Origin of the sequence: Glycomyces sp. NPDC021274, from assembly GCF_040641195.1 — a bacterium.
GTDB lineage: Bacteria > Actinomycetota > Actinomycetes > Mycobacteriales > Micromonosporaceae > Glycomyces.
Genome location: NZ_JBFADC010000001.1, coordinates 712,538 through 733,452, shown reverse-complemented (window position 1 = coordinate 733,452; position 20,915 = coordinate 712,538). Strand labels below are relative to the sequence as shown.

Below are 20,915 nucleotides of genomic sequence, written 5' to 3'. Positions count from 1 at the left end.
GCCGCGCCGGTTAAGGCGCCGCTAAGGCGTGAATAAAGCGGGGACAAATGCTGAACACGAGGTTGACGCTCGCGTCTCAGATGCCGCGGCCGCGGCGGTGCAGTGCGGCCATCACGGTCGGGACGCCGACGATGCCCGCCGCCGCCGCGGCGGCCACTGCGGCGCGGGGCTCGCTCGGGTTCGCCTTCGTCGCCCGGATCGCCCAGCGCAGGGCCTCCTTGCGGTCGCCTGTGGCGGCGTGCCAGCACGCGATCTGGCCGTAGACGCGCGCGGCGCCCTCGGGGCTGCCGTGGATCTCGGGGTGGCGGTCGAGGATCCACCGCAGTGAGGAGATCTTCGTGTCCCAGCGGGTCTCGAAGTGCGAGCCGGCCCAGTTCACGAGCGCGTACGGGACGTCGACGTGCGCGATGGGCCGGCGCCGCGAGGCGCGCAGCAGCATGTCCCAGTCCTCGTTCTGGCTGCCCGGCGCGTCTTCGGCGACCAGGCCGAGCCCGCCCAGCAGCGCCGAGCGCCGGAACAGGAACGTGGAGGAGTGGAGCATCATCATGCGCGAGCGGAGCAGGTCGCCGTGGCGCACCATGGTCTTCTGCGCGAGCCGCGAGTTCCGGCGGCCGCGGTAGTCGACCTCGATCGCGGTCGTGCACAGCTCGGCCTCGGTGCCGAGCGCGGTGACCTGCGCGGCGAGTTTGCCGGGCAGCCATTCGTCGTCGTCGTCGAGGAACGCCACGAGGTCGGTCTCCAGCGCGGTGATCCCGGTGTTCCGGGCCCCGGCGAGGCCGGGCGTGCGCTCGTTCTTGACCACGCGCACCGGACGCTCGCCGTCCGCCGCGAGCGTTTCGTCCACTTTGGCGCGGTCGAAGACCACGACCACTTCGATGCCACCGGGGTAGAACTGGGTCAGCACCGAGCTCAGTGCGGCGCGCACCTGCTCGGGGCGGTTGTGGGTGGGGATGACGACGCCCACCGAAGGCCAGTCAGTCACACGCGCTCCCTTTGCACATGTACGTCTCCGCAAGCGTCGACGTGGGTTTCCAGAACGGGTTCGTCCACAGGGGCCTCCTCGTCGTCGAGGTAGCCGTAGCGGCCCAGGAGGGGCCGGGTCAGGGTGGAGACCATGCGCCGGGTGCTGTCGGGCAGGTCCGCGGTCCAGGCCTCGTCGGGGTAGATCGGGATGCGCCCCACGGTGAACCGCATGGGGTTGCCGGCCGCCGAGTGGCTCGGGCCCAGGTCGGCCCAGCCGTCCCCGATGAAGTTGTAGTCCGACTCCGCGAGGTCCAGGCCGCAGAACCGGCCCAGCGACGCGATCACCTTGCGCGGGCGCTGGATGATCCGCTCGTAGCGGACCCGCCGGACGGGGACGCCGCGGCGGGCGAGGAGGCTGAACGCGGCGTTCTGCGCGTTCCACAGCATCGCGGCCTTCGCGGGGGAGTAGCGGGTCATCTGGTCGCCCGTGGGGGACTCGGGGCGGGACACCTTCTTGGTCCACGAGTAGGCGACGCCCCGCGAGTCGCGCACGACGTGCAGCACGCGCAGGTCGATCTTCGGCGACCAGCGCAGGCAGTACGCGAGCGACGCGTGCTTGGAGGAGTCGACCACGACCTGCGCGCGCGTGTCCTTGGCGGCGGCGGTGTAGATCTTCTCGAAGTACTCGGCGTACTCGGTCACGAGCTGGTGCTGCGCGGGCGCGAGGCGCTTCGCCGCGAGCGCCGGGATGTGCCGGGTCCGGTCCACAGTGGCCTTGAGGGCGTTGAGGCGTTCGACGTCGACCTGCTCCCAGGAGCCGAAGGCGCGCTGCCCGATCCGCTGCCAGAACTCGCAGTGCGAGAACGCGGCCCCGCAGGCGCACATCTCGTTGCCGACCAGGTCCCGTTCCCACAGGTGGGTGATCTCGCCGAGGGGGACGACCCCGGGGAGCTGTCCGAGCAGGCGTTCGAGGAGCGTCGTGCCGCTGCGCCCGAGTCCTCCGATGAAGACCACTTTGACGCGGTTCTCGGACTGCTCGGCCGTGTCGGCGATCTTCACGCTCACTGATCCCTCGCTCACCCTGGTGCTCCACTGCTTCGGGGCCGCGATCCGAGCCGGGCTCGGAAACCTGCAGATGCCCCTTGATGATTCCTATAACGACTCGGGGTGGGGTGGGGGACACGCCCTGTGGCCAAAATTCCCGGAAAATCGCACGCGGACCTCTAACGTCTGATCGCATGGAGCGTTTGGGCCCTTCGAGCGCGGACCGTGTCAGCGCCGCGCCTTCCCCTCGACCGCACGCCGGACCCGCACCGCGGGTGTGCCTGGGCGGCATCGGCATCGACCCGGTCACCGAGGCCGAGGCGGTGGCACGCGTGCTCGACGCGCTCGAATCGGGGCGAGGCGGCCAGATCGTCACCCCGAACGTCGACATCGTCGCCGCCGCCCGCCGCAACCGCGAGCTGCGCGCCGTCATCGCGGCCGCGGAACTCGTGGTCGCCGACGGCGCGCCGCTCGTGTGGGCCTCCAGAGTGGCCCGGAATCCGCTGCCCGCCCGCGTCGCGGGCTCGGACCTCGTCTGGTCCCTCTCCGAAGCGGCCGCCACGCGCGGGCTGCGCATCGCCCTGCTGGGCGGCACCCCGGACGGCGCCGCGCGCCCCACCGAACGCGCCGCCGACCTCCTCGAGGCCCGCTACCCGGGCCTGAAAGTGGTCGGCGCCTGGTGCCCGCCCATGGGCTTCGACCGCGACGACTCGCAGTGGAGCGCCCTCGTCGAACGCGTCGAGGCCGCCGCCCCCGACCTCGTCTACGTGGGCCTCGGCTTCCCCAAGCAGGAGCAGGTGACGGCGCGCCTGCGCGCGGTCGCCCCCGGCGCCTGGTTCCTCGGTTGCGGCGCGAGCATCGACTTCATCGCCGGCTACCGCCGCCGCGCCCCGAAATGGATGCAGCGCACCGGCACCGAATGGCTCTTCCGGATGCTCTCCGAACCCCGCCGGCTCGCCCGCCGCTACCTCAGGGACGACGTCCCCGAAGCCGTGCGGCTCCTCGCCGAGGCCTACCGGGAACGCCGCCGAGCGCGCACGCAGGACTAGCGGCGCCGGGCGATGTAGACCACGTCCGTGGCCCACTTCGAGAGCGGCGACGCCAGCGCGGCGTCGGCGCCCCGCGAGGCCCAGCCCCACGGCGCGCGGTAGCAGCCCTGGGTGAACAGCGTGAACCCCTGCATGCCGACCAGCTCGAAGCCGTGGCGCGCGAACAGGTCCCGCATCTCCAGGTGCGAGAGCTCCTGGAACCACGTGCTCGCGTCCAGCCGCCCGAAGGTCTTGCGCAGGTGCCGCAGCGACGACGCGTTGCCGTGGTTCTCCACCAGCAGCAGGCCCGCGTCCGCGTCCGGCAGCGCCGCCGATGCGAAGTCCATCAGCTGGTCCCGCAGGTGCAGGTCCACATTGAGCACGAACCGGAACGCCGTCACCAGCGCCGGGCGACCCGGGTCGACCTCGGGCGCGGCCAGCCCCGGCTGCACGAGGTGCGCGTGCCCGGGCGTGCCCAGTTCGCGGCCCTTCTGCAGCATCGCCTCCGAGGTGTCGTAGCCGTGCGAGACCGCGACCATCCCCGCGAGCATCCGCGAGACGCGGCCGGTGCCGCACGCGAAGTCGTGGTGGACGGGCCGCGTCGCGAAGGCGTTCGGCACGAACCCGCGCAGCCATCCGGCCTGCCGGCTGGAGACGATCGACGAGAACGTCCCCGGAGCGTACGTCCGCTCGGCGTACTTCTCTACCGCGGTCGGGTCCTGGAACACCTCGGTGTAGTTGCTGGCCACGAAGTCCCTTTCAAGTTCATATTCGGTGCCGGTAGCGCAGCAGCGCCACCGCCCACGCGAGGCCCGCGGCCGCGAGCGCGGCCGCAGTCCAAAGCGGGCCGAGCGGCGTGAACGCCAGCGGCAGGACCCCGAATCCGAGGCCGGCCGCGAACAGCGCCCGCCTCGTCAACGCCCCGAACGGGTGCAGACCGAACGTGCGCCACAGTTGCGCGAGTGGAACCAAATTATTGACCAGAACCGCCGCCGACCACGCGATCGCCGCGCCGACGACCCCCATGGAAGGGATCAACGCCAGGTTCAACCCCACATTGACGAGGAGTGAAATCGAGACGTCGATCAACTGCCACGAGGTCTTCCCGGCCATCGCCAGCATCGAGTCGACCACCCCGCACGCCGAGCTGCACATCATCGCGGGCACCAGGATCCACACGACCAGCCGCGCGTCGCCGCCGACGTACTCGCCGCCGAACAGCCGCAGGTACCAGTCCGCCAGCAGCCCCACCCCGAGGTACACCGGCCAGGTGAGCGCCACGATCCACGCCGTCGACTCCTGGTACAGCGCGCGCGCCGAAGCCGGCTTCCCGGCGGCCATCGCCGCCGCCGCGCGCGGCTGCACCGACTGCCCGACCGCGCCCGCGGCCATCTGCCCGACGATCACGAACCGCGTCGCCACCGTGTACACCGCGGCCGGGCCGAGCCCGGCCAGCGCCGCGACCATGATGATGTCGAGCCGCTGCAGCCCCAGCTGGGCCACGCCCGCGGCGGCGCGCGGCGCGGTGAAGCCCCAGAACGCGCGGGCCGAGACCCGGTCGGGGAACTCCTGCTTCGTCTGCGACCGGCGGTGGCGCCGCAGCAGGTACCAGCCCGCCGCGACCGCCGCCGGCAGGTACGGCAGCACCCACGCGAACGTGATCGTGAACGGCGAGGCCGTGCCCGCCAACGCGATCGCCGCGAGCCCCACCAGCTGCGCGACCGTGCGGCCGAGCTTGTCGATGAGGACCGAGGGCCCCATCAGCCGGTACCCGCGCGTCGCCGCCAGCAGCGCCTCCATCGCGACCGACGCGGGCAGGAACACCGCGATCAGCCGCACCAGGTCCGGGTTGGCGAACATCGGCGCCGCCAGCAGCAGCCCGAACGCCGTCGCCATCGACACGATCGCCGCGGGCCACAGGCCGAGCTTCAGGACCGAGCCGACCGCGCCGTCCCGCCCGTTCTGGTGCAGCCGCGCCACCCAGTACACCAGCCCCGTGGGCGTGCCCACGCGCGCGATCGCGCCCGCCAGCAGGAACACCGATGTGGCGGTGAAGAACGCGCCGGCCTCGGCGGGCGAGAGCGCCACCGCCGCCAGCCACGTGACCGCCAGGCCGCCCATCCCGGAGACCGCCGCACCGACGAGGTTCGCGAGGCCGCCGCGCGCGGTGCCGCGCAGCTCCGCCCTGCCGCTCTCCTCCGGCCCCGCTTCGGCGACCGCGCCGGAGGTCAGCGCCGCCAACTCGGCACGTCCCCAAGCCAGTCCGCGAGCCGCTCGTCGTAAGGCCCGTAGTGCGCCGTCAACTGCTCGCGCAGGTCCGCCGACATCGGGGAGGGACGCCCGCGCGCGTTGTGCCGCGCGAAGGCGAACTCCCCGAGCCACGGCAGCCCCAGGAACCGCAGCACGCGCTCGAACGCGTCCTCCGGCCGGGAGAAGAACTCGCCCGAGTCGAGCACCAGCACCTTGTCGCGCCCCACCTGCGCGGCGAGCGGCTCGAGGTAGTCCGTGTACCGCCCCCGCGCCGTGTAGGCGTGGTGCTGGTGGTCGAAGTCGTACAGCGAAGGGTCGGCCCTGAGCCGCTCCTCCTTGCCCTCGAGCCGGGCGTCCTCGGCCGCCACGGCCTCGGCGAAGTCCGCGATCGGCTCGAACCCGCGTGCCACCTCGTGCGCGTGGTGCGACCAGGCCCGCTCGACCGGGTCGCGCACGAGCACGATCACCTTGACCCCGGGCAGGTCCCGCGCGAACCGCTCCGCGGCGAGCGGGTGGTACAGGTAGTACGGGCTCGACTCGAAGCCGATCGGCGCGAGCCCGGTGTGGTCGGCGATCCGCCGCGCGGCCGCCTGCGTCGGGAAGTGCCCGCGGTACCAGGCCATGCCCTTGTCGTAGCCGGTGTCGAAGTAGTGCACGCCCTTGTGGAACACCGGTTTCAGGATCGCCGGGTGCTGGGCCAGGGCCCGGTACAGGGACGTGGTGCCGCAGCGCTGGCCGCCGCAGATCAGCAGGCCCGGCAGGATGCGGGAGGAGGCGGTCAGCCGCCCGAACGTGCGGGAGGAGTGCCCGACGACGGCCTTCAACTGGCTGGGGATGCGCTCTTTGAGGCTGCGGTGGCTCACGGCTGGCCTCCGGTCTCCGAAGCGGTGCGCTGGCGGGCGATGTGGCGCAGCAGCGTGGGCAGGAGCCACCGGCCGAGCGCCCCGAGGGCCGCGCCGGCGCGTTCGGCCTGGTCGCCCATGTAGCGGGCGGCGAGGTCCACGAGGTACAGCAGCACGGTCGGCTCGGCCTCAGCGGGCGCGACCCCCATGGGCGCGAGGATCGAGGGGGCGTCGGCGACCAGGCCGAGCACGGCCGTGGTCGGGTCCGCCCCCTGGGTGACGATGTGGTCCTGGAGCCGGTAGTGGGCGGCGTCGAAGCCGTAGGGGACGCCGGTCTCGAAACGCTCGAGGTCCCACAGGTACACGAGCGACTCGGTCTCGCGGGTGTTCCACGGGGACCAGTCGCCGTGCCACGCACCGAAGGTCAGCTCGGTGCCGGCGTACCGGTCGAGCAGGGTCTCGCCCGCGGTCTGGAGCGTGTCCGCGTCGGTCTCGCCGCGTGCGGTGAGGTCCTTGAGGCGCGTGCGCAGGCGCGCGGCGTAGTCGGACTCGCCGAGCGGCGAGCGGGCGGTGCCGCAGGCGTCGGCGAGTTCGCGCATGGCGGCGGTGCGCCGGGAGGGGCCGAGGTCGGCCGGGGCGTCCCAGGACGGGAGCGCGGACGCCACCATCAGGTTGTGGCCGTTCCAGTTCCCGGAGTGCAGCAGCCGCGGCACCCGCAGCAGCTTGAGGTCGCAGAACTCGCTGAGGCGCCGCGTCGCGTTCGCCTCGGCCTCCACGAGCTCCCGGGTGAGCGGGTTGACGCCGAGCTTGGCGAAGGCCACCGTGGTCGCGTCGCCGTCGAGGATCTGCAGCACCGGCTTGCGGTTCGCCCGCGCCGGTCCGATGTGGATGCTCAGGTGGACCTCGTGGCCGAGCACGGCCGCGAGGTGGTCGTCGATGCCTTCGGCGCCGCCCACTTTGATCCGGTGCGGCAGCAGCATCCGGTCCAGGCCCAGGCGCAGGGCCCACACGGCGGCGTCGCGCTTGAGGCGCGCGCCGCGCGCGGCGGGCCGGGCGTAGCGGTGCAGCGCGGCCGCGGCGACCTTGCGGTCGGCGGCCGGGATGAGCACGCGCGGCTTGCGGCGGCCGGGCACCACGATGTAGGGCCGCGGTGCGTCGCCTTGCGCTGCACCGGGGTACAGCTGGTCGACCACCTCCGCAAGGTAGGTCGCGCGCCTGCGCAGGTCGTCGGTGGTCTTCAGGGCTCGGCTCATCGGTTCTCCGTCTCTGGGCCGTGGTGGGACGCCCCGGGCGGGCGGCCCGCGGCGAGGAGGACGTAGCTGAGCAGGGTGAACAGGAGGGGCGTGACGAGGGCGTTGTAGTAGAACATCGTGATGAGCGAGAAGCCCACGACGGCGCTCCCGGCGATCCCGACCGCGGTGTGGTCGTGCCGGAACCGCCACAGGACCGCGAGCGCGAACCCGAGGTAGGTGACGGTGCCGAGGATGCCGTGGGCGAACATGACCTGCCAGAGCTGGCCGTTCCCGCCGAGGGTGCGGCCGCCGCAGCGGGGGCATTCGGGGGTGGGGCCGACGGCGATCGACTCGCCCGAGCCGAGGGTCTTGCGGGTCGTCCCGAAGCCGATCACGGGGGAGTGCTCGATCACGAGCTCGGTGGCGCGCTCGGAGGAGAACGCCCGGCCCTCGTCGGAGTGCCCGTTGTCGAGCCGGGTCTGCACGACCGTCCCCAGTGGCGTGAGGACCACGAGCAGGACCGCGGCGCATCCGGCCCCGGCCAGGGCGAGCATCCCGCCGGGTCTGCCGGAGACGAGCAGCCGCAGCGCCGCGAAGACCGCGATGGCGGCGAGGCCGAGCCACAGGCCGCGGTTCATCGAGTACACGGCGGGCACGAGCGAGGCGACCAGCAGCGCGACGGCGGCGACCCGCCATTTCGTCTTGAGGGGCGTGCAGAACGCCGCGATGACGAACCAGACCGCGGTGATCGCGAAGTTGTTGCCCCACGTGTTGGTGTAGCCCCAGGGCGCGGCGGGGCGCGGCGTCTCGTAGCCGAGGAAGTCCATGGTCTGCGCGGCCGCCGGGTGCACGAGCGACTGCACGAACCCGTCCTTCGCCACCGCGTTCGGCAGCAGCGCCTCCACCGGGGACGTGTACTCGAAGGACCCGAAGAAGGTGCCGAGGAACCCGCCCGCCACCGTGACCGCGAACAGCCAGCCGAGGAGCCGGATCAGCGTGTCCCGCTTGAGCTTCCCCTCTACCAGGAGGTTGTAGGCCCACAGGGCGATGAGGGTGCAGCAGCAGTAGAAGCCGAACCGGAAGGTCGCCCCGGGCAGGCTCGAGAACCAGGTCTCGGGCACGGTGCCCGGCGGGTCCACGCCGAGGTTCGCGAGGCTCAGCGTGACCGCGAGGAGGAACAGGAGCCACCACCCGAACGCGGGCGGCACGCTGATCGACCTGCGGCGCACCAGCTTCACGGCCGCGACCGCGGCGACGAACGGGATGACGAGGACGCCCATGCCGAGCGCCCACCACAGCGGGAACCCGGCCAGCAGCCACGTGAGCGAGGCGCCTTCGCGGTCGCCCCGCGCGGCGGGGTCGATCCGGACGCGCCCGGCGGAGCGGGCGGCCGCGAGGAGCGTCATCGCGACTCGGCTGCGGGCACGGCGGCGGGAACGGCCGGCATCACCTGCGTCGTCGCCTCTTCGTCATCGACGGGCTCGAGCGAGTCCGTGGGCGTCTCGTCCTGGGAGACGAGCGCATCGCGGGATTCGGACCGCTCTGCCTCGCGGCGCGCGGTCGGCAGCGGCACCGTGTTCATCGGCCCCAGCACGCTCGGAAGCAGGATCGCGCCGAGCAGCGGGGTGTCGATCTGGCGCATCGCCAGTGCGGCCGCGGCGGTCTCCCTGATCGAGTCGCGTCCTGACTGGACGGCGAGGATCACCGCGTCGGCGTGCCCGGCGAGCAGCTGCGCGTCGGCGCTGCACGACAGCGGCGGGGCGTCGACGACCACGAAGCGCCCGGCTTCGGCGAGCTTCGCGAAGGTCTCCGCGGCGGCCTCGCTGGTGGGGCCTGTGGCCCTGGCGGCGGCGCCCGGGCCGATCACGTTGAGGCTCGGCTGCCGCGGGGCGGCCTGCGTGGCCACGGCGAGGTCGACCCGGCCGGACCAGACGTCGGCGAGGCCCGGCACCGGGTCGGTGCCGAACAGTTCCGGCAGGCCAACGGTGGTGCTCGGGTTGGCGGCGACGGCGGTGGCGCGGTCGCCCGCGCGGGCCATCGCGGTGGCGAGGTTGGCGGCGACGACGCTCGCGGCGGGGCCGGGGGCCACGCCGGCGACGACGATGACGCGCTGGTCGTGCGTCAACTGCGAGGACACGACATTGCGGAGCTGGGAGAAGACCCGGCCGCCGGGGCTGTAGGCGCCGAAGACCTCGCGGCGCTGGAACTTCACGCCCGGGGGCACGGAGGCGAGCACGTCGAGTTCGCACCGCTCGACCAGGTCGGTCGGGTAGGCCACTTTGCGGGCCAGGCGGTGGCGGGCCCACGCGAGGATGAGGCCGAGCGGCAGGCCGAGGCCGAGCGCGGCGGCGAGGTTGAACATCGCGTTCGGGCTCACGGGCGCTCCGGGCGCGGAGGCCTCGTTGATGACGCGGCCGGGCGTGATCGCGCCCTGCTGGGCCTCGATGGCGGCGATCTCGGCCTCGATCTCCTCGGCCTGCCGGCGCAGCCCGTCGAGCTCGGATTCGAGCCCGGCCCGGCCGCCGGCGTCGGCGTCCATTCCGGACAGTTCGTCCTCGGCGGCGGCGATGTCGGCATCGACCGCGTCGAGGCCCACAATGGCCGTGGCGATCGCGCTGTCGAGCGAGGCGGTGGCCCCGGAGCGGCGGTGGTCGAGGTACGCCTCGCTGAACGCGATGGCCCCGGCCTGGGCGGCCTCGGGGTTCTCGGCGCGGAAGGCGATCTCGAGCACGGCGGTGTTGGGCGGCACGGTGACCGACACGCGCGAGACGAGCTCGCCCGGGTCGTCGGCGCCGAGCGTTTCGGCGGCGGCCACGGCCACCTCGGTGGACTTGACGAGCTGGGCCTCGGTGTCGAGGTTGACCTGCCCGGCGGTGCGGGCGCCCGCGACGGCGGTGTCTCCCGCGGTAGGCAGCACCAGGATCGCGGAGGTGGACTCGTAGACCTCCTCGCTCAGCGAGGTGTAGGCGAACCCGGCGGCCAATGCCGCGGCCACCGTTCCGATGATGAGCCACCAGGAGCGGCGGACGATGACGCCGTAATCGGCGAGCGTGCGGGCGGCAGGGGTCCTCAACGCGAAGGCCTTTCTCGTTATCGGGATCTCGGTTGAGTAACGAGCGATGCGACCTTCAGGTGACGGCCGGGCGGGTTCGAGGCGCGCCGTGCGCGGAACTGGGGTTGTGTTTGCGGGAGCAGGCTAGTAAAAACCATTTTGTTCGCTAATATGGTGATTCGCAGCATTTGAGTGCGTGTCACATTGGACGGAAGAAGGTGGACGATGAGCGACACCGAGAAGCGCCAGGGCCTGCGGGCGGGCCGCGGGATCGTGACCGTCCTGGCGGTGCTGCCGCTGGTCCTGGCGGGCTTCGTGGCCGGCTACGGCGTCGGCTCGCACGGGGAGCGCCTCGGCGTCGACGAGGCCTGGCAGGACGGCGACGGCACGGTCGACCATGCGCCGCTCGCCGCGTCGTTCATCGCCACGCAGGTCGCCGGTCCCGCGCCGCAGTCGCCCGCGGTGCTGCCCGTCGGCACCTCCGCCGACCTCGGGATCGCCGTCACCCACCTGCAGTTCGCCGTCGACGAGTCCACGGTCCGGCCCGACCACACCGCCGAGCTGCGCCTGCCCGTCGCCGTCCCGCCCGACAGCGAGGGCATGACCCTCGAGGTCGCCTCCGTGCACCCCGTGAGCTGCCTGTGCTCGCTCACGGCCGCCACGGCCCCGCCGTACGGCGCGGTGTGGGACGCGGTCGAGATCGACGCGGGGGCCACCGAAGTGGTCTTCGACGTCACCGGTGCGATCAACGCGCCCGGCCGCTACGGCTTCGCCGTCACGACCCCCGACCGGAAGGCCTACCTCGAGTTCGAAGGGGCCGAATACGGTTCGGGACCGAACCTGCGCACCATCTCGGCGGTGCCGCCGGTGAACCCGGTCCCGCCGACCGCGCCCGTCCCGCTGCCCGACCCGACCGTCCCCGGCACGACGCCCACTGAGGACCCGACCGCCCCGAGTCCGTCGCCCACCGAGGGCCCGACCGGCACGCCGGACGCTCCCGCGTCGACCGATCCCGGCCCGTCCGCGTCCCCGAGCCCGACGCCCGCAACGGGCCCGGTGCCCTCAGTGGACCCGTCGGCCGACCCGGCGCTCCCGGCCGCCGACCCGACCTCGCCGCAAGGACCGCCGCTCCAGCCCGAAGCCGGTCAGGTCGAGGACCAGCTCTCGACCTGTGTGACCCGGGACAAGCTCATCCCGACCTGCGGCGCCCTCGTCGGCGTCGCCCCCGCGGCGCACACGTCGCGGGCGAAGGAGCAGGCGCTCCTGGAGTTCGAGTCCAGAGTGGAGCAGGACCAGCAGATCTACCACGCCTATGAGCGCGGCGATGCGCGCCTGTTCCCGACCCCCGCGCAGATCGCGCTCACCGAGGACCCGCTGCACCCGCGGACCCTGTTCATCAACTGGAAGCCGATGATGGCCGAATGGGGCGCCATCGCCGCGGGCGACCCGGAGACCGACGCGTACCTCGACAGACTCGCCGAGCACCTCAAGGCCAATTTCCACAAGCCGTTCTTCTTCACCGTCCACCACGAGCCCGAGAACGACGTCGACCCGACCGCAGGATCCAATATGGAGGCATCGGATTACGCGGACATGTACCGCTACGTCGTCGAGCGGCTGCGGGGCGCCGGAGTGGACAACCTCGTCACCGTCATGAACTACATGGGCTACCTGAAGTGGGTCGAGAAGCCCTGGCACGGGGACCTGTACCCGGGTGCGGACGTGGTCGACTGGATCGGCCTCTCGGGCTACGGCCAGTCCCTCCACGACGACGGGCACTCGGACTTCGGGGAGATCGTCGACCAGACCAAGGGCAAGAGCGCCTGGCCCGGCTTCTACCACTGGATCGCGCGCGAGCACCCCGACAAGCCGATGATGCTCGCCGAATGGGGCGTCTTCCACGAAGACGAGTACCCGGACCACCAGAAAGCGGTCTTCCAAGCGGCCCGCTACCAGATGGCGCACTATCCGCGGCTGAAAGCGATCGTCTACTTCGAATCGCCGAACGCCGAAGGCAGGAACTCGGAAGTGCACTTGCACGAGGACACCCTCGAAGCATTCCGGGAGCTGATGCGCTCGCCCTACTTCGACGTGAGACTCGAGTGAGCGGCCGGCGCTAGTCGGCGATCGGCGCCGGCGGGGCCTTCGGGTGGCGCTTGTACGCGGACACGAACCGGTCGCCCGGGATCCAGAACCGCCAGTCGGTGTCGGCCGCCTTCGTGATGCCGGTCCTCGGCCCGGCGGCAACCGCCGCCGCGCCGCCGCCCCGGCGCACCGCGCCGATCATGTCGCGGCCGTCGTCCTCGCGGTCCCAGCCCAGCGCCTGCGCCAGCCGCGCCGGGCCCCGCGCGAGGTCCCGGTCCGGCACCTTCGGGCCGCGCCGCCCGCGCGCCGTCTCGAGCCCGTCCACGACCTCGCCGGCCCGCAGCAGCACCGCCGCCCCCGAACCGTCGGGGCCGCACACCAGGTTCGCGCAGTAATGCATGCCGTAGGTGAAGTAGACGTACAGGAACCCCGGCGGGCCGAACATGACCGCCGTGCGCTTCGTCCGCCCGCGAAAGGAATGCGACGCCGGATCGTCCTCGCGGTACGCCTCGACCTCCGTCAGCCGCACCGTCACGCCGTTCGCGGTCACCGTGCAGCCCAGCAGCTCCGGGGCCACCCGCACCGAATCGCGAGCGAAGAACGAGCGCTCCAGCGCAGCGCTCACGCGCACCCCGTCGGCGCCTCCGCGGACGCCGGCACCTTGTCCCCGATCACGGTCGACAGGTCGTTGAGCACGTCGACCGGCTGCTCGTTCGCCTCCGGGACGCTCACCCCCACCGGCACCTGCCGGTCGAGCGTCGTCCACACCAGGCCCGCCTCGTCCGAATACCAGCAGACCCCGTTGAGCTGGTACACCAGCGCCGTGTCCTCCACCGCGACCTGGTCGACCCCGCAGGTCGCCACCACCGCCGGATCGCCGTACGCCATGACCGACTCCGCCGCGCCCGCGCCGCCCTCGACCGGGCGCGCCGGCAGGCCGCCCGCCGCCACCGGCGCGGTCGCCGTGAGCGCCAGGCACACCACCGCGTCCTCCTCGCTCAACGCGGGGACCTCGACCGACACCGGCGAGAGGTCCTCGTGCACCGGCTCGGCCTCCGGTGCGATCGCGTTGAACACCAGCACACCCGCGACCACCGCGACGGGCACCGCCACAGCGGTCGCCACGATCGCCGGAAGGCGCGACTTCTTCTCGGAACCCACCAGGACCCCGCTCCTCAGGCGTTGAGAATCGAACAGGTCAACGTGCGGGTAATGCCCGCCACCCGCTGGACTCTACTCACCACCAGCGTCCGGAGATGGTCCGCGGAGGCGGCCTCGGTGAGCACCACCACGTCGTACGGGCCGGTGACGATGTCCACCCGGACCACGCCCTCCAGCGCCGACACGTCCTCGGACACCTGGTCGGCCATGCCGACCTCGGTCTGGACCAAGATGTACGCCTGCACCATGCGACAGGCCTCCTCAGGGGACGGGCGAGCAGGGGATCGTGGGGCCGAACCCGACACGGGCGGGCCTGACCGCTTCGCGATCGCCGTTGAGCGAAGATTACCCAGTGCTTCACCGACCAACAAACGCCCGAGGACTGATCCCCACGTGAGTGAGACCGTCGCCGAAGTCGGCGAGTTCCGCCTCATCGAGCGCTTCACGCGCCATTTCGCGACCACACCCGCCGTCGTGCTCGGCCCCGGCGACGACGCCGCGGTCGTCACCGCCCCCGACGGCCGCGTGGTCGCGTGCACCGACATGCTCGTGGAAGGCAACCACTTCCGCCGCGACTGGTGCTCCGCCGCCGACGTCGGCCACAAGGCCGCCGCCGCCAACCTCGCCGACATCGCCGCCATGGGCGCCCGGCCCACCGCGCTCCTCGCCGCCGTCGCCGCCCCGCAGGACCTGCCCGCCGAATGGCTCGAAGGCCTCGCCTCCGGCCTCGCCGCCGAAGCCGCCGCCGTCGGCGCGGCCGTCGTCGGCGGCGACACCACCCGCGGCGAACTCCTCACCGTCACCGTGACCGCCCTCGGCGACCTCGAAGGCCGCGAGCCGGTCACGCGCGGCGGTGCCGAACCGGGCGACGTGCTCGCGCTGGCAGGGCGGATCGGCTGGGCGGCCGCCGGCCTCAACGTCCTCTCGCGCGGCTTCCGCTCCCCGGGCGCGCTCGTGGGCGCCTACCGCAGGCCGCAGCCCCCGTACCCGGCCGGGCGTGACGCCGCCCTCATGGGCGTGCGCGCCATGATCGACGTCTCCGACGGCCTCCTCGCCGACGTGGGCCACATCGCCGACGCCTCCGGCGTCGCCATCGACGTCGACACCGCGGCCCTGCCCGTCCCCGAACCGATGCGCAACGCCGCCGAAGCCCTGGGCGCCGACGCCCGCGGCTGGATCCTCACCGGCGGCGAGGACCACGCCCTCGCGGCCGTCTTCCCGCCCGACGTGCTCCTCCCCGAAGGCTGGCGCCGCATCGGCACGGTCGCCGAAGGCGCCGGCGTCACGGTCGACGGCCGCCGCTGGACCGGCCCCACGGGCTGGGACCACTTCACGAAGGAATAAGGCACCGGGGGAGCGGGCCGCTCGGACCACCGGTCCGAGCGGCCCGCCCCGGACACGACAAAGCGCCGCCGGGGCAATGCCCCGGCGGCGTAAGACTTCGCGGCGTCAGCCCCTAGCGGGTGACCTTGCCGGCCTTGATGCACGAAGTGCAGACCTTGGCGCGGCGCTTGTTGTCGCCGGAGCCAGTCGCGATGCGGATGGTCTGCAGGTTCGGGTTCCAACGACGACGGGTCTTCTTGTGGGACCACGGGACGTTGTTGCCGAAGCCGGGGCGCTTCGCGCAGACTTCACACACGCTCGACATAATCCAAAACTCCTGCATTGACGTTCATTCGGCCCACCCCGACGGCGGGCAACCCGGTAATTCTAACGGACCCGGCGGACCGCCGACCATCCAGGTGGCGGGACCTGCGCCACAGCCGCCGAGGGCGAGGCCCCCGGAGGCCGGGCCGACCCGGGGACGGGTCCGGTCCCTCCCGGGCGGAACACCTGTGCCGCAATCGAAAGGCCTGATGTGCCGCAAGCGGCCATCAGCCCGGATCGCGCAGATTCGTCGGTCCTCCCAGGACGCTCCGCGGCGGCGCTGTGCTGTGGCGGCTGCCGCGGTCGGCTACCGTTGGTGACTCTAGGATGGGTTCCGATCCCGTAGGCTGGCCGCATACACATGATGTGCCGATGCCCATATCTTCTTTGGTGAGTCGAACATGAGCCACACCCCGCAGCAGCCTGCCGACGGCTGGCAGCCGCCGCAGCAGCAACCCCCGGTGTACCGCCCGAACGAGCAGCCTCCCCAGGAGGACCCGCCGTGGTCGCCGGAGAGCCAGCGCTTGGCGCAGTCGGGCCGGCAGGGCCCGGTCGAAGAGGACGGGACCGTCAAGTACGTCGGCGGCCCCGGCCAGCCGTCACCGCAGCAGTTCGGGCCGCCCCCGGGCGTCCCGGTCTCGCCGTTCGACGCACCGCAGCAGCAGGCCTTCCAGGGCATGCCCCAGCAACAGCAGCAGCAGCAGCCTTACCAGGGCATGCCGCCGCAGCAGCCGTACCAGGCGTCCCCGCCCCCGCCCGCGGTCTCGGACCCGTTCGGCCCGTCCGGCAGCATGCCCGTCTCGGGCATGCCGGTCTCCGGGATGCCGCCTGTGTCCTCGATCCCCGCCTCCGGCATGCCGGTCTCGGGCATGCCCGTCTCGGCCCCGGTCGGCCCCGGCGGCCACCCGCCGTTCGGCGGCGGCCAGTTCGGGCCGCAGGGCGGCCAGCTCGTCCCGGTCTCGGGCGGCGGCGCCCAGCCGTGGGGCGCCCCTGACACGATCCAGCGCAAGAACAAGAAGGGCGGCAAGGGCCCGATGTGGCTCATCGTCGCCGGGATCGTGGTCATCGCGCTGGCCCTCGGCGTCGGCGGCTTCATCCTCTTCAACCCGCTCGAGAACGGCGGCGACGACACCGGCACCATCGAGAACAGCGCGAGCGCCGCGCCCGAGACGCCCGCCGCGACCGTGGTCGCCGATCAGGCCTCCGGCCTGAGCATCCTCGCCGCAGAGGGCTCGACCGAGGCGGCGAACCCGCCCGGCGGGTTCACCGCGCCGACCGGTCTCATCCTCGAGGGCTCCGGCCCGACCGTGTTCTTCGGCGCGCTCGACCCGGCCGCGATCGGCGCCGCCGAGGGCGTCGCGATCGCCGACCTCAGCACCAACCTGCAGAACCTGGCCGCGACCTGGGCCGGCGGCACCGCCGAAGGCGCGCAGGCCACGCAGTACCGGGTCGACGCCCGGTCGGCCTACTTCAGCACCTTCACCGTCGGCGACATGACCGTGATGACCGCGGTCATCGAGAACGCGGGCGGCTACGCGGGCTTCGTCGGATCGGCCACCGCCGACCAGGTAGAGGCCCTGGAAGCGGCCCGAGGCAGCCTCAGCTTCGGCTCGTAAGACCCACCAAGGCATCGGCCGGCCCGCACGCGAAAGCGCGCGGGCCGGTCCTTTTCCGCGGTCCGAACCCCCGCCCGGCCACGGGGAGGGCGTATCCTCTGAGCCCGTGGTGGAAATCCCTGAAACCGGACGCCAGGTCCTCGACGCCGACATCATGCGCGAGTGGGCCGCGCGCGGCATCGACACGTTGACCCGCCACCGGCGCGGCGTCGACGAGCTCAACGTGTTCCCCGTCGCCGACTCCGACACCGCGACGAACATGGTCGCGACCCTCCAGGCCGCCTTCCAGGGCGCCACACCCGGACTCGCCCTCGAACCACTCCTCGACGAAGCCGCCGGGCGGGCGCTGCTCTCGGCCCGCGGCAACTCCGGCGTGATCCTCGCGCAGATGCTCCGCGGCCTCGCGGACGCCTGGAACAGCGACGAGATCGACGCGAAGGGCTTCGCCGCCGGGCTGCGCTCGGCGACCGACGCCGCCACCGCGGCCGTCGCCGTCCCGACCGCCGGCACCATCCTCACCGTCGCCGAGTCCGCGGCCTCGGCCGCCGGGAAGGCCGCCCCGTTCGGCCTCGTCTCGGCCGCCCGCGCCGCCGCCGAGGCCGCCGCCGAAGCCGTCGCGGCCACGCCCGGGCAGCTGCCCGCGCTCGCCCGCGCCGGGGTCGTGGACGCCGGGGGCCTGGCCCTCACCGTGATCCTCGAAGCGCTCGTGGAGACCCTCACCGGATCGGTCTCGACCGGTGCGCTCGACCTCCTCGAACGCCACCGCGTGCGCGCCGTCTCCGAAGTCGAGGAGGTCCCGCGCGAGACCGGCTCCGAGGTCTACGGCTACGAGGTCCAGTACCTCCTCGAGGCGAACGCCGCCGCTGCCGCCGACCTGCGCCACCGCCTCACCGCCCTCGGCGACTCGGTGGTCATCATCGGCTCGCGCGCCGCCGAGGACGTCACCACGTTCAACGTCCACGTGCACGTCAACGACATCGGCGCGGCCATCGAGGCCGGGATCGAGCGCGGCCGCGTGCACCGCATCTCCGTGACCCGCTTCGACGACACCCTCGGCACCCACGCGAGCGCCCGCATGCACGCCGCGCCCGCGCGCCACCACGCCCCGGCGGCCGCCGCGCCGACCCGGTCCCTCGTCGTGGTCACCGCCGCCGCCCGCATGCGCGAATTCCTTGCGGGCGAAGGCTGCCGCACGGCGACCAGTGCCACGGTCGGCACCGAACTCGCCGCGGCGCTCGCTAACGGCGCCGCCAGTGTCGTCGTGCTCGCCGACAGCCCCGAGACCACCCGCGCCGCGCACCAGGCCGTCGAAGCCGTCCGCGACGCCGGCCGCCAGGCCACCGTCCTGCGCACGATCACCGTGGTGCAGGCCGTCGCGGCCGTCGCCGTCCACGACCCCGACAGGCCCCTGGACGACGACGTCGCCGCCATGGCCGAGGCCATCAGGGCCTGCCGCACCGGCGAGCTCCGCTCCGAGGCCGAAGGCATCGCCGTCGTCGTCGGCGAGGCGGACTGCGGCGTCTTCGACACCCCGGAGGACGCCGCCCGCGACCTCGCCGACCGCCTCTGCGCCGACGGCGCCGAACTCCTCACCGTCCTGCCCGGCGCCGGTTCGAACGCCGGGATTGTCACAGCCTTGAGCGATCATGTCCATGAGGCGTGGCCGCTGGTGGAGATCCAGCAGCTGCCCGCCGGAGACGACGAACCGCTGCTGCTGCTAGGAGCCGAATGACCATTGGGCTGGACACCCGGCTGCGCGAGGTCCTGGGCAAGAAGACGTGGGAGGCCCTCAGCGAGGGACTGGGCCTCGACACCGTGGGGGACCTCCTCGGGCACTACCCGTTCCGCTACGCCCAGCGGGGCGAGCGCACCGACCTCGGCGCGCTCCAGATCGGCGAGGACGTCACCGTCACCGCGCAGGTGCGCGCCGCCGTCCAGAAGACCTTCGTCCCCAAAGGACGCCGCGGCTCCCGGCCCGGCGGCAAGCCCCGCGACCTCCTCGAGGTGATCGTCGCCGACGAGGCCGGACGCACGCTCACCCTCACCTTCTTCAACCAGGCCTGGCGCGCGAAGGAGCTCGTCGCCGGACGCTGGGGCCTGTTCGCGGGCAAGGTCGCCCAGTTCCGCGGCCGCCTCCAGCTCAACTCCCCGCAGTACCAGCTCCTCGCCGAGGACGCCGCCGACCCTTCCAGCGCGATCGAGGAGTTCGCCGGGACGCTCATCCCCGTCTACCCGGCCACCGCCGAGATCCCGAGCTGGAACATCGCCAAGGCCATCCACACGGTCCTCGACATGGTCCCGGCCCCGCCCGACCCGCTCCCGCGCTCACTGCGCGAACGCCTGCACCTCCTCGGCTACGGCACCGCCCTGCGCCAGATCCACCGCCCCGACTCCCACGAGGCCCTCGGCGCGGCCAAGAAACGCCTCAAATGGCAAGAGGCCCTGGTGATGCAGGCCGTGCTCGTACGCCGCAAGGCCGCAGCCGCGGGCGAGACCGCCACCGCCTACGCCCGCGGCGGCGCGCTCCTCGAAGCCTTCGACGCCCGCCTCCCCTTCACCATCACCGAGGGCCAGCGGCAGGTCGGCGAGGAGATCGCCGCCGAACTCGCCGGAGAGCACCCGATGCACCGGCTCCTCCAAGGCGACGTCGGCTCCGGCAAGACCCTCGTCGCGCTCCGCGCGATGCTCCAAGTGGTCGCCCACGGGGGCCAGGCCGCACTCCTCGCCCCCACCGAAGTCCTCGCCGCCCAACACCACCGGTCCATCGTCGAGATGCTCGGCGACCTCGCCCGCGGCGGCGAGCTCGGCGCCCCGCCCGAGGCCACCCGCGTCGTCCTCCTCACCGGTTCCGCGACCGCCGCGCAGCGCCGCAGCACCCTCGAAGCGGTCGCATCGAACGCGGCCGGGATCGTCATCGGCACCCACGCGCTCCTGTACGACGGCGTCGACTTCGCCGACCTCGGCTTCGTCGTCGTCGACGAGCAGCACCGCTTCGGCGTCGAGCAGCGCGACGCCCTGCGCGCCAAGGCCGACCGGCCCCCGCACACGCTCGTCATGACCGCCACCCCGATCCCGCGCACCGTCGCCATGACCGTCTACGGCGACCTCGAGACCAGCCGCCTCACCGAGCTCCCGGCCGGCCGCACCCCCATCGCCACCCACGTCGTGCCCTACACCGACCAGCGCTGGATGACCCGCACCTGGAACCGCGTCCGCGAAGAGGTCGCCGCCGGACGCCAGGCCTATGTCGTCTGCCCGCGCGTCGGCGAAGCCGACCAGAAGCACAGTGGCGGTGAGGACGCCGAAGCCATCGGCGAAGCCGATGGCGACAAGCGCCCGCCGCTCGCCGTCGTCGACGTCGTCGAGCAGCTCCGCGGCGGAGCCCTCAGCGGCCTGCGCCTCGGCCTCCTCCACGGCCGCCTCGACACCGACGAGAAGGACCGCGTCATGCGCGCCTACGCCGCCGGCGACCTCGACGTGCTCGTCGCGACCACCGTCATCGAAGTGGGCGTCAACGTGCCCAACGCCACCGCCATGGTCGTGCTCGACGCCGAGCGCTTCGGCATCTCCCAACTCCACCAGCTGCGCGGCCGCGTCGGCCGCGGCTCCCACCCCGGCCTGTGCCTGCTCGTGAGCGAAGCCGCCGAAGGCTCCTCCTCGCGCGAACGCCTCGACGCCGTCGCCTCCACCACGGACGGGTTCGCGCTGGCCGAGCTCGACCTGGAGCAGCGCCGCGAGGGCGACGTGCTCGGCGCGGCCCAGTCGGGCATGAAGTCGCACGTGAAGCTCCTGTCCCTGCTGAAGGACGCCGACATCATCGAGGCGGCCCGCGCCGAGGCGACCGCGCTCATCGGCGCCGACCCGGAGCTCAAGGGCGAGCCCGGCCTGGCCGAACTCGTGGACGACCTGGCGGCCGACCGCGGCGAGTTCCTGGAGAAGGGCTGACGGGAGACGCGGGAGGTTCTGGCGGGCTTGCCGCCCTCGCTGCGCTCGGG

Annotated in this window: 18 protein-coding genes; 6 read left to right on the top strand and 12 right to left on the bottom strand. The window is 72.8% G+C overall.

The window, feature by feature from the left end:
• Positions 1 to 76: 76 nt before the first annotated feature.
• Positions 77 to 982, bottom strand: a complete 906-nt coding sequence (locus AB0I03_RS03290) for a glycosyltransferase family 2 protein (protein ID WP_360405577.1) — start codon at positions 980 to 982, stop codon at positions 77 to 79.
• Positions 979 to 2,043 (bottom strand): sulfotransferase, encoded by a 1,065-nt coding sequence (locus tag AB0I03_RS03285; protein ID WP_360405574.1) that lies wholly within the window; start codon positions 2,041 to 2,043, stop codon positions 979 to 981. The genes AB0I03_RS03290 and AB0I03_RS03285 overlap by 4 nt, the downstream gene beginning before the upstream one ends.
• 158 nt (positions 2,044 to 2,201) lie before the next feature.
• On the opposite strand from AB0I03_RS03285, the gene AB0I03_RS03280 reads away from it, so the two are divergent.
• Complete coding sequence (locus tag AB0I03_RS03280; RefSeq protein ID WP_360405571.1) at positions 2,202 to 3,056, top strand: WecB/TagA/CpsF family glycosyltransferase; 855 nt, start codon at positions 2,202 to 2,204, stop codon at positions 3,054 to 3,056.
• On the opposite strand, the gene AB0I03_RS03275 is transcribed toward AB0I03_RS03280, so the two are convergent.
• Genes AB0I03_RS03275 through AB0I03_RS03250 form a run of 6 tightly spaced genes read right to left on the bottom strand, consistent with a single transcriptional unit; the run spans position 3,053 to position 10,432 of the window.
• Positions 3,053 to 3,784 carry a methyltransferase domain-containing protein gene (locus AB0I03_RS03275; protein ID WP_360405568.1) on the bottom strand — a complete coding sequence of 244 codons (732 nt, stop codon included), beginning with the start codon at positions 3,782 to 3,784 and terminating at the stop codon, positions 3,053 to 3,055. The two genes, AB0I03_RS03280 and AB0I03_RS03275, sit on opposite strands and share 4 nt — an antisense overlap.
• 16 nt (positions 3,785 to 3,800) lie before the next feature.
• The gene (locus AB0I03_RS03270) at positions 3,801 to 5,276 is read right to left on the bottom strand and encodes a polysaccharide biosynthesis C-terminal domain-containing protein (protein ID WP_360405565.1); all 1,476 of its coding nucleotides are present in this window, start codon (positions 5,274 to 5,276) and stop codon (positions 3,801 to 3,803) included.
• Positions 5,264 to 6,148 carry a sulfotransferase gene (locus AB0I03_RS03265; RefSeq protein WP_360405562.1) on the bottom strand — a complete coding sequence of 295 codons (885 nt, stop codon included), beginning with the start codon at positions 6,146 to 6,148 and terminating at the stop codon, positions 5,264 to 5,266. Before AB0I03_RS03265 ends, AB0I03_RS03270 begins: the two co-directional genes overlap by 13 nt.
• Positions 6,145 to 7,380, bottom strand: coding sequence for a hypothetical protein (locus tag AB0I03_RS03260; RefSeq protein WP_360405559.1), 1,236 nt, complete (start codon positions 7,378 to 7,380; stop codon positions 6,145 to 6,147). The genes AB0I03_RS03265 and AB0I03_RS03260 overlap by 4 nt, the downstream gene beginning before the upstream one ends.
• Positions 7,377 to 8,765 carry a hypothetical protein gene (locus AB0I03_RS03255; RefSeq protein WP_360405556.1) on the bottom strand — a complete coding sequence of 463 codons (1,389 nt, stop codon included), beginning with the start codon at positions 8,763 to 8,765 and terminating at the stop codon, positions 7,377 to 7,379. The genes AB0I03_RS03260 and AB0I03_RS03255 overlap by 4 nt, the downstream gene beginning before the upstream one ends.
• Positions 8,762 to 10,432: a Wzz/FepE/Etk N-terminal domain-containing protein gene (locus AB0I03_RS03250; RefSeq protein WP_360405553.1), complete on the bottom strand. Its 1,671-nt coding sequence runs from the start codon at positions 10,430 to 10,432 to the stop codon at positions 8,762 to 8,764. The genes AB0I03_RS03255 and AB0I03_RS03250 overlap by 4 nt, the downstream gene beginning before the upstream one ends.
• 204 nt (positions 10,433 to 10,636) lie before the next feature.
• Here AB0I03_RS03250 and AB0I03_RS03245 point away from each other — a divergent pair, with 204 nt between their 5' ends.
• Positions 10,637 to 12,517 (top strand): glycosyl hydrolase, encoded by a 1,881-nt coding sequence (locus AB0I03_RS03245; RefSeq protein ID WP_360405551.1) that lies wholly within the window; start codon positions 10,637 to 10,639, stop codon positions 12,515 to 12,517.
• Positions 12,518 to 12,527: 10 nt separating this feature from the next.
• Here the strand turns inward: AB0I03_RS03245 and AB0I03_RS03240 are convergent, their stop codons facing one another.
• From AB0I03_RS03240 to AB0I03_RS03230, 3 genes are read right to left on the bottom strand one after another with little or no spacing between them, the layout of a single operon-like run.
• Positions 12,528 to 13,121 carry a DNA-3-methyladenine glycosylase gene (locus AB0I03_RS03240; RefSeq protein WP_360405548.1) on the bottom strand — a complete coding sequence of 198 codons (594 nt, stop codon included), beginning with the start codon at positions 13,119 to 13,121 and terminating at the stop codon, positions 12,528 to 12,530.
• The gene (locus AB0I03_RS03235) at positions 13,118 to 13,657 is read right to left on the bottom strand and encodes a DUF3515 family protein (RefSeq protein ID WP_360405545.1); all 540 of its coding nucleotides are present in this window, start codon (positions 13,655 to 13,657) and stop codon (positions 13,118 to 13,120) included. The genes AB0I03_RS03240 and AB0I03_RS03235 overlap by 4 nt, the downstream gene beginning before the upstream one ends.
• 14 nt (positions 13,658 to 13,671) lie before the next feature.
• Positions 13,672 to 13,905: an Lrp/AsnC ligand binding domain-containing protein gene (locus AB0I03_RS03230; RefSeq protein WP_360405543.1), complete on the bottom strand. Its 234-nt coding sequence runs from the start codon at positions 13,903 to 13,905 to the stop codon at positions 13,672 to 13,674.
• 145 nt (positions 13,906 to 14,050) lie between these two features.
• On the opposite strand from AB0I03_RS03230, the gene AB0I03_RS03225 reads away from it, so the two are divergent.
• A complete protein-coding gene (locus AB0I03_RS03225) occupies positions 14,051 to 15,001 on the top strand; it encodes a thiamine-phosphate kinase (protein WP_360405540.1) in 951 nt (316 codons plus the stop codon).
• A gap of 112 nt (positions 15,002 to 15,113) precedes the next feature.
• Here the strand turns inward: AB0I03_RS03225 and rpmB are convergent, their stop codons facing one another.
• On the bottom strand, positions 15,114 to 15,305 hold the full coding sequence (rpmB, locus tag AB0I03_RS03220) for a 50S ribosomal protein L28 (RefSeq protein WP_030157716.1): 192 nt from the start codon (positions 15,303 to 15,305) through the stop codon (positions 15,114 to 15,116).
• 400 nt (positions 15,306 to 15,705) lie between these two features.
• Here rpmB and AB0I03_RS03215 point away from each other — a divergent pair, with 400 nt between their 5' ends.
• The 3 genes from AB0I03_RS03215 to recG all read left to right on the top strand — a co-directional run bounded on the left by AB0I03_RS03215 (position 15,706) and on the right by recG (position 20,865).
• Positions 15,706 to 16,920, top strand: coding sequence for a hypothetical protein (locus tag AB0I03_RS03215; protein WP_360405537.1), 1,215 nt, complete (start codon positions 15,706 to 15,708; stop codon positions 16,918 to 16,920).
• Positions 16,921 to 17,029: 109 nt separating this feature from the next.
• On the top strand, positions 17,030 to 18,652 hold the full coding sequence (locus AB0I03_RS03210; RefSeq protein WP_360405534.1) for a DAK2 domain-containing protein: 1,623 nt from the start codon (positions 17,030 to 17,032) through the stop codon (positions 18,650 to 18,652).
• Complete coding sequence (recG, locus tag AB0I03_RS03205; RefSeq protein WP_360405531.1) at positions 18,649 to 20,865, top strand: ATP-dependent DNA helicase RecG; 2,217 nt, start codon at positions 18,649 to 18,651, stop codon at positions 20,863 to 20,865. Before AB0I03_RS03210 ends, recG begins: the two co-directional genes overlap by 4 nt.
• Positions 20,866 to 20,915: the final 50 nt, after the last annotated feature.

Excerpts from the sequence above, each read along its gene's own strand:
- AB0I03_RS03230 (WP_360405543.1), bottom strand. The coding sequence starts at position 13,905 with ATGGTGCAGGCGTACATCTTGGTCCAGACCGAGGTCGGCATGGCCGAC.
- AB0I03_RS03215 (WP_360405537.1), top strand. The coding sequence starts at position 15,706 with ATGAGCCACACCCCGCAGCAGCCTGCCGACGGCTGGCAGCCGCCGCAG.
- recG (WP_360405531.1), top strand. The coding sequence starts at position 18,649 with ATGACCATTGGGCTGGACACCCGGCTGCGCGAGGTCCTGGGCAAGAAG.
- AB0I03_RS03280 (WP_360405571.1), top strand. The coding sequence starts at position 2,202 with ATGGAGCGTTTGGGCCCTTCGAGCGCGGACCGTGTCAGCGCCGCGCCT.
- AB0I03_RS03260 (WP_360405559.1), bottom strand. The coding sequence starts at position 7,380 with ATGAGCCGAGCCCTGAAGACCACCGACGACCTGCGCAGGCGCGCGACC.
- AB0I03_RS03255 (WP_360405556.1), bottom strand. The coding sequence starts at position 8,765 with ATGACGCTCCTCGCGGCCGCCCGCTCCGCCGGGCGCGTCCGGATCGAC.
- rpmB (WP_030157716.1), bottom strand. The coding sequence starts at position 15,305 with ATGTCGAGCGTGTGTGAAGTCTGCGCGAAGCGCCCCGGCTTCGGCAAC.
- AB0I03_RS03245 (WP_360405551.1), top strand. The coding sequence starts at position 10,637 with ATGAGCGACACCGAGAAGCGCCAGGGCCTGCGGGCGGGCCGCGGGATC.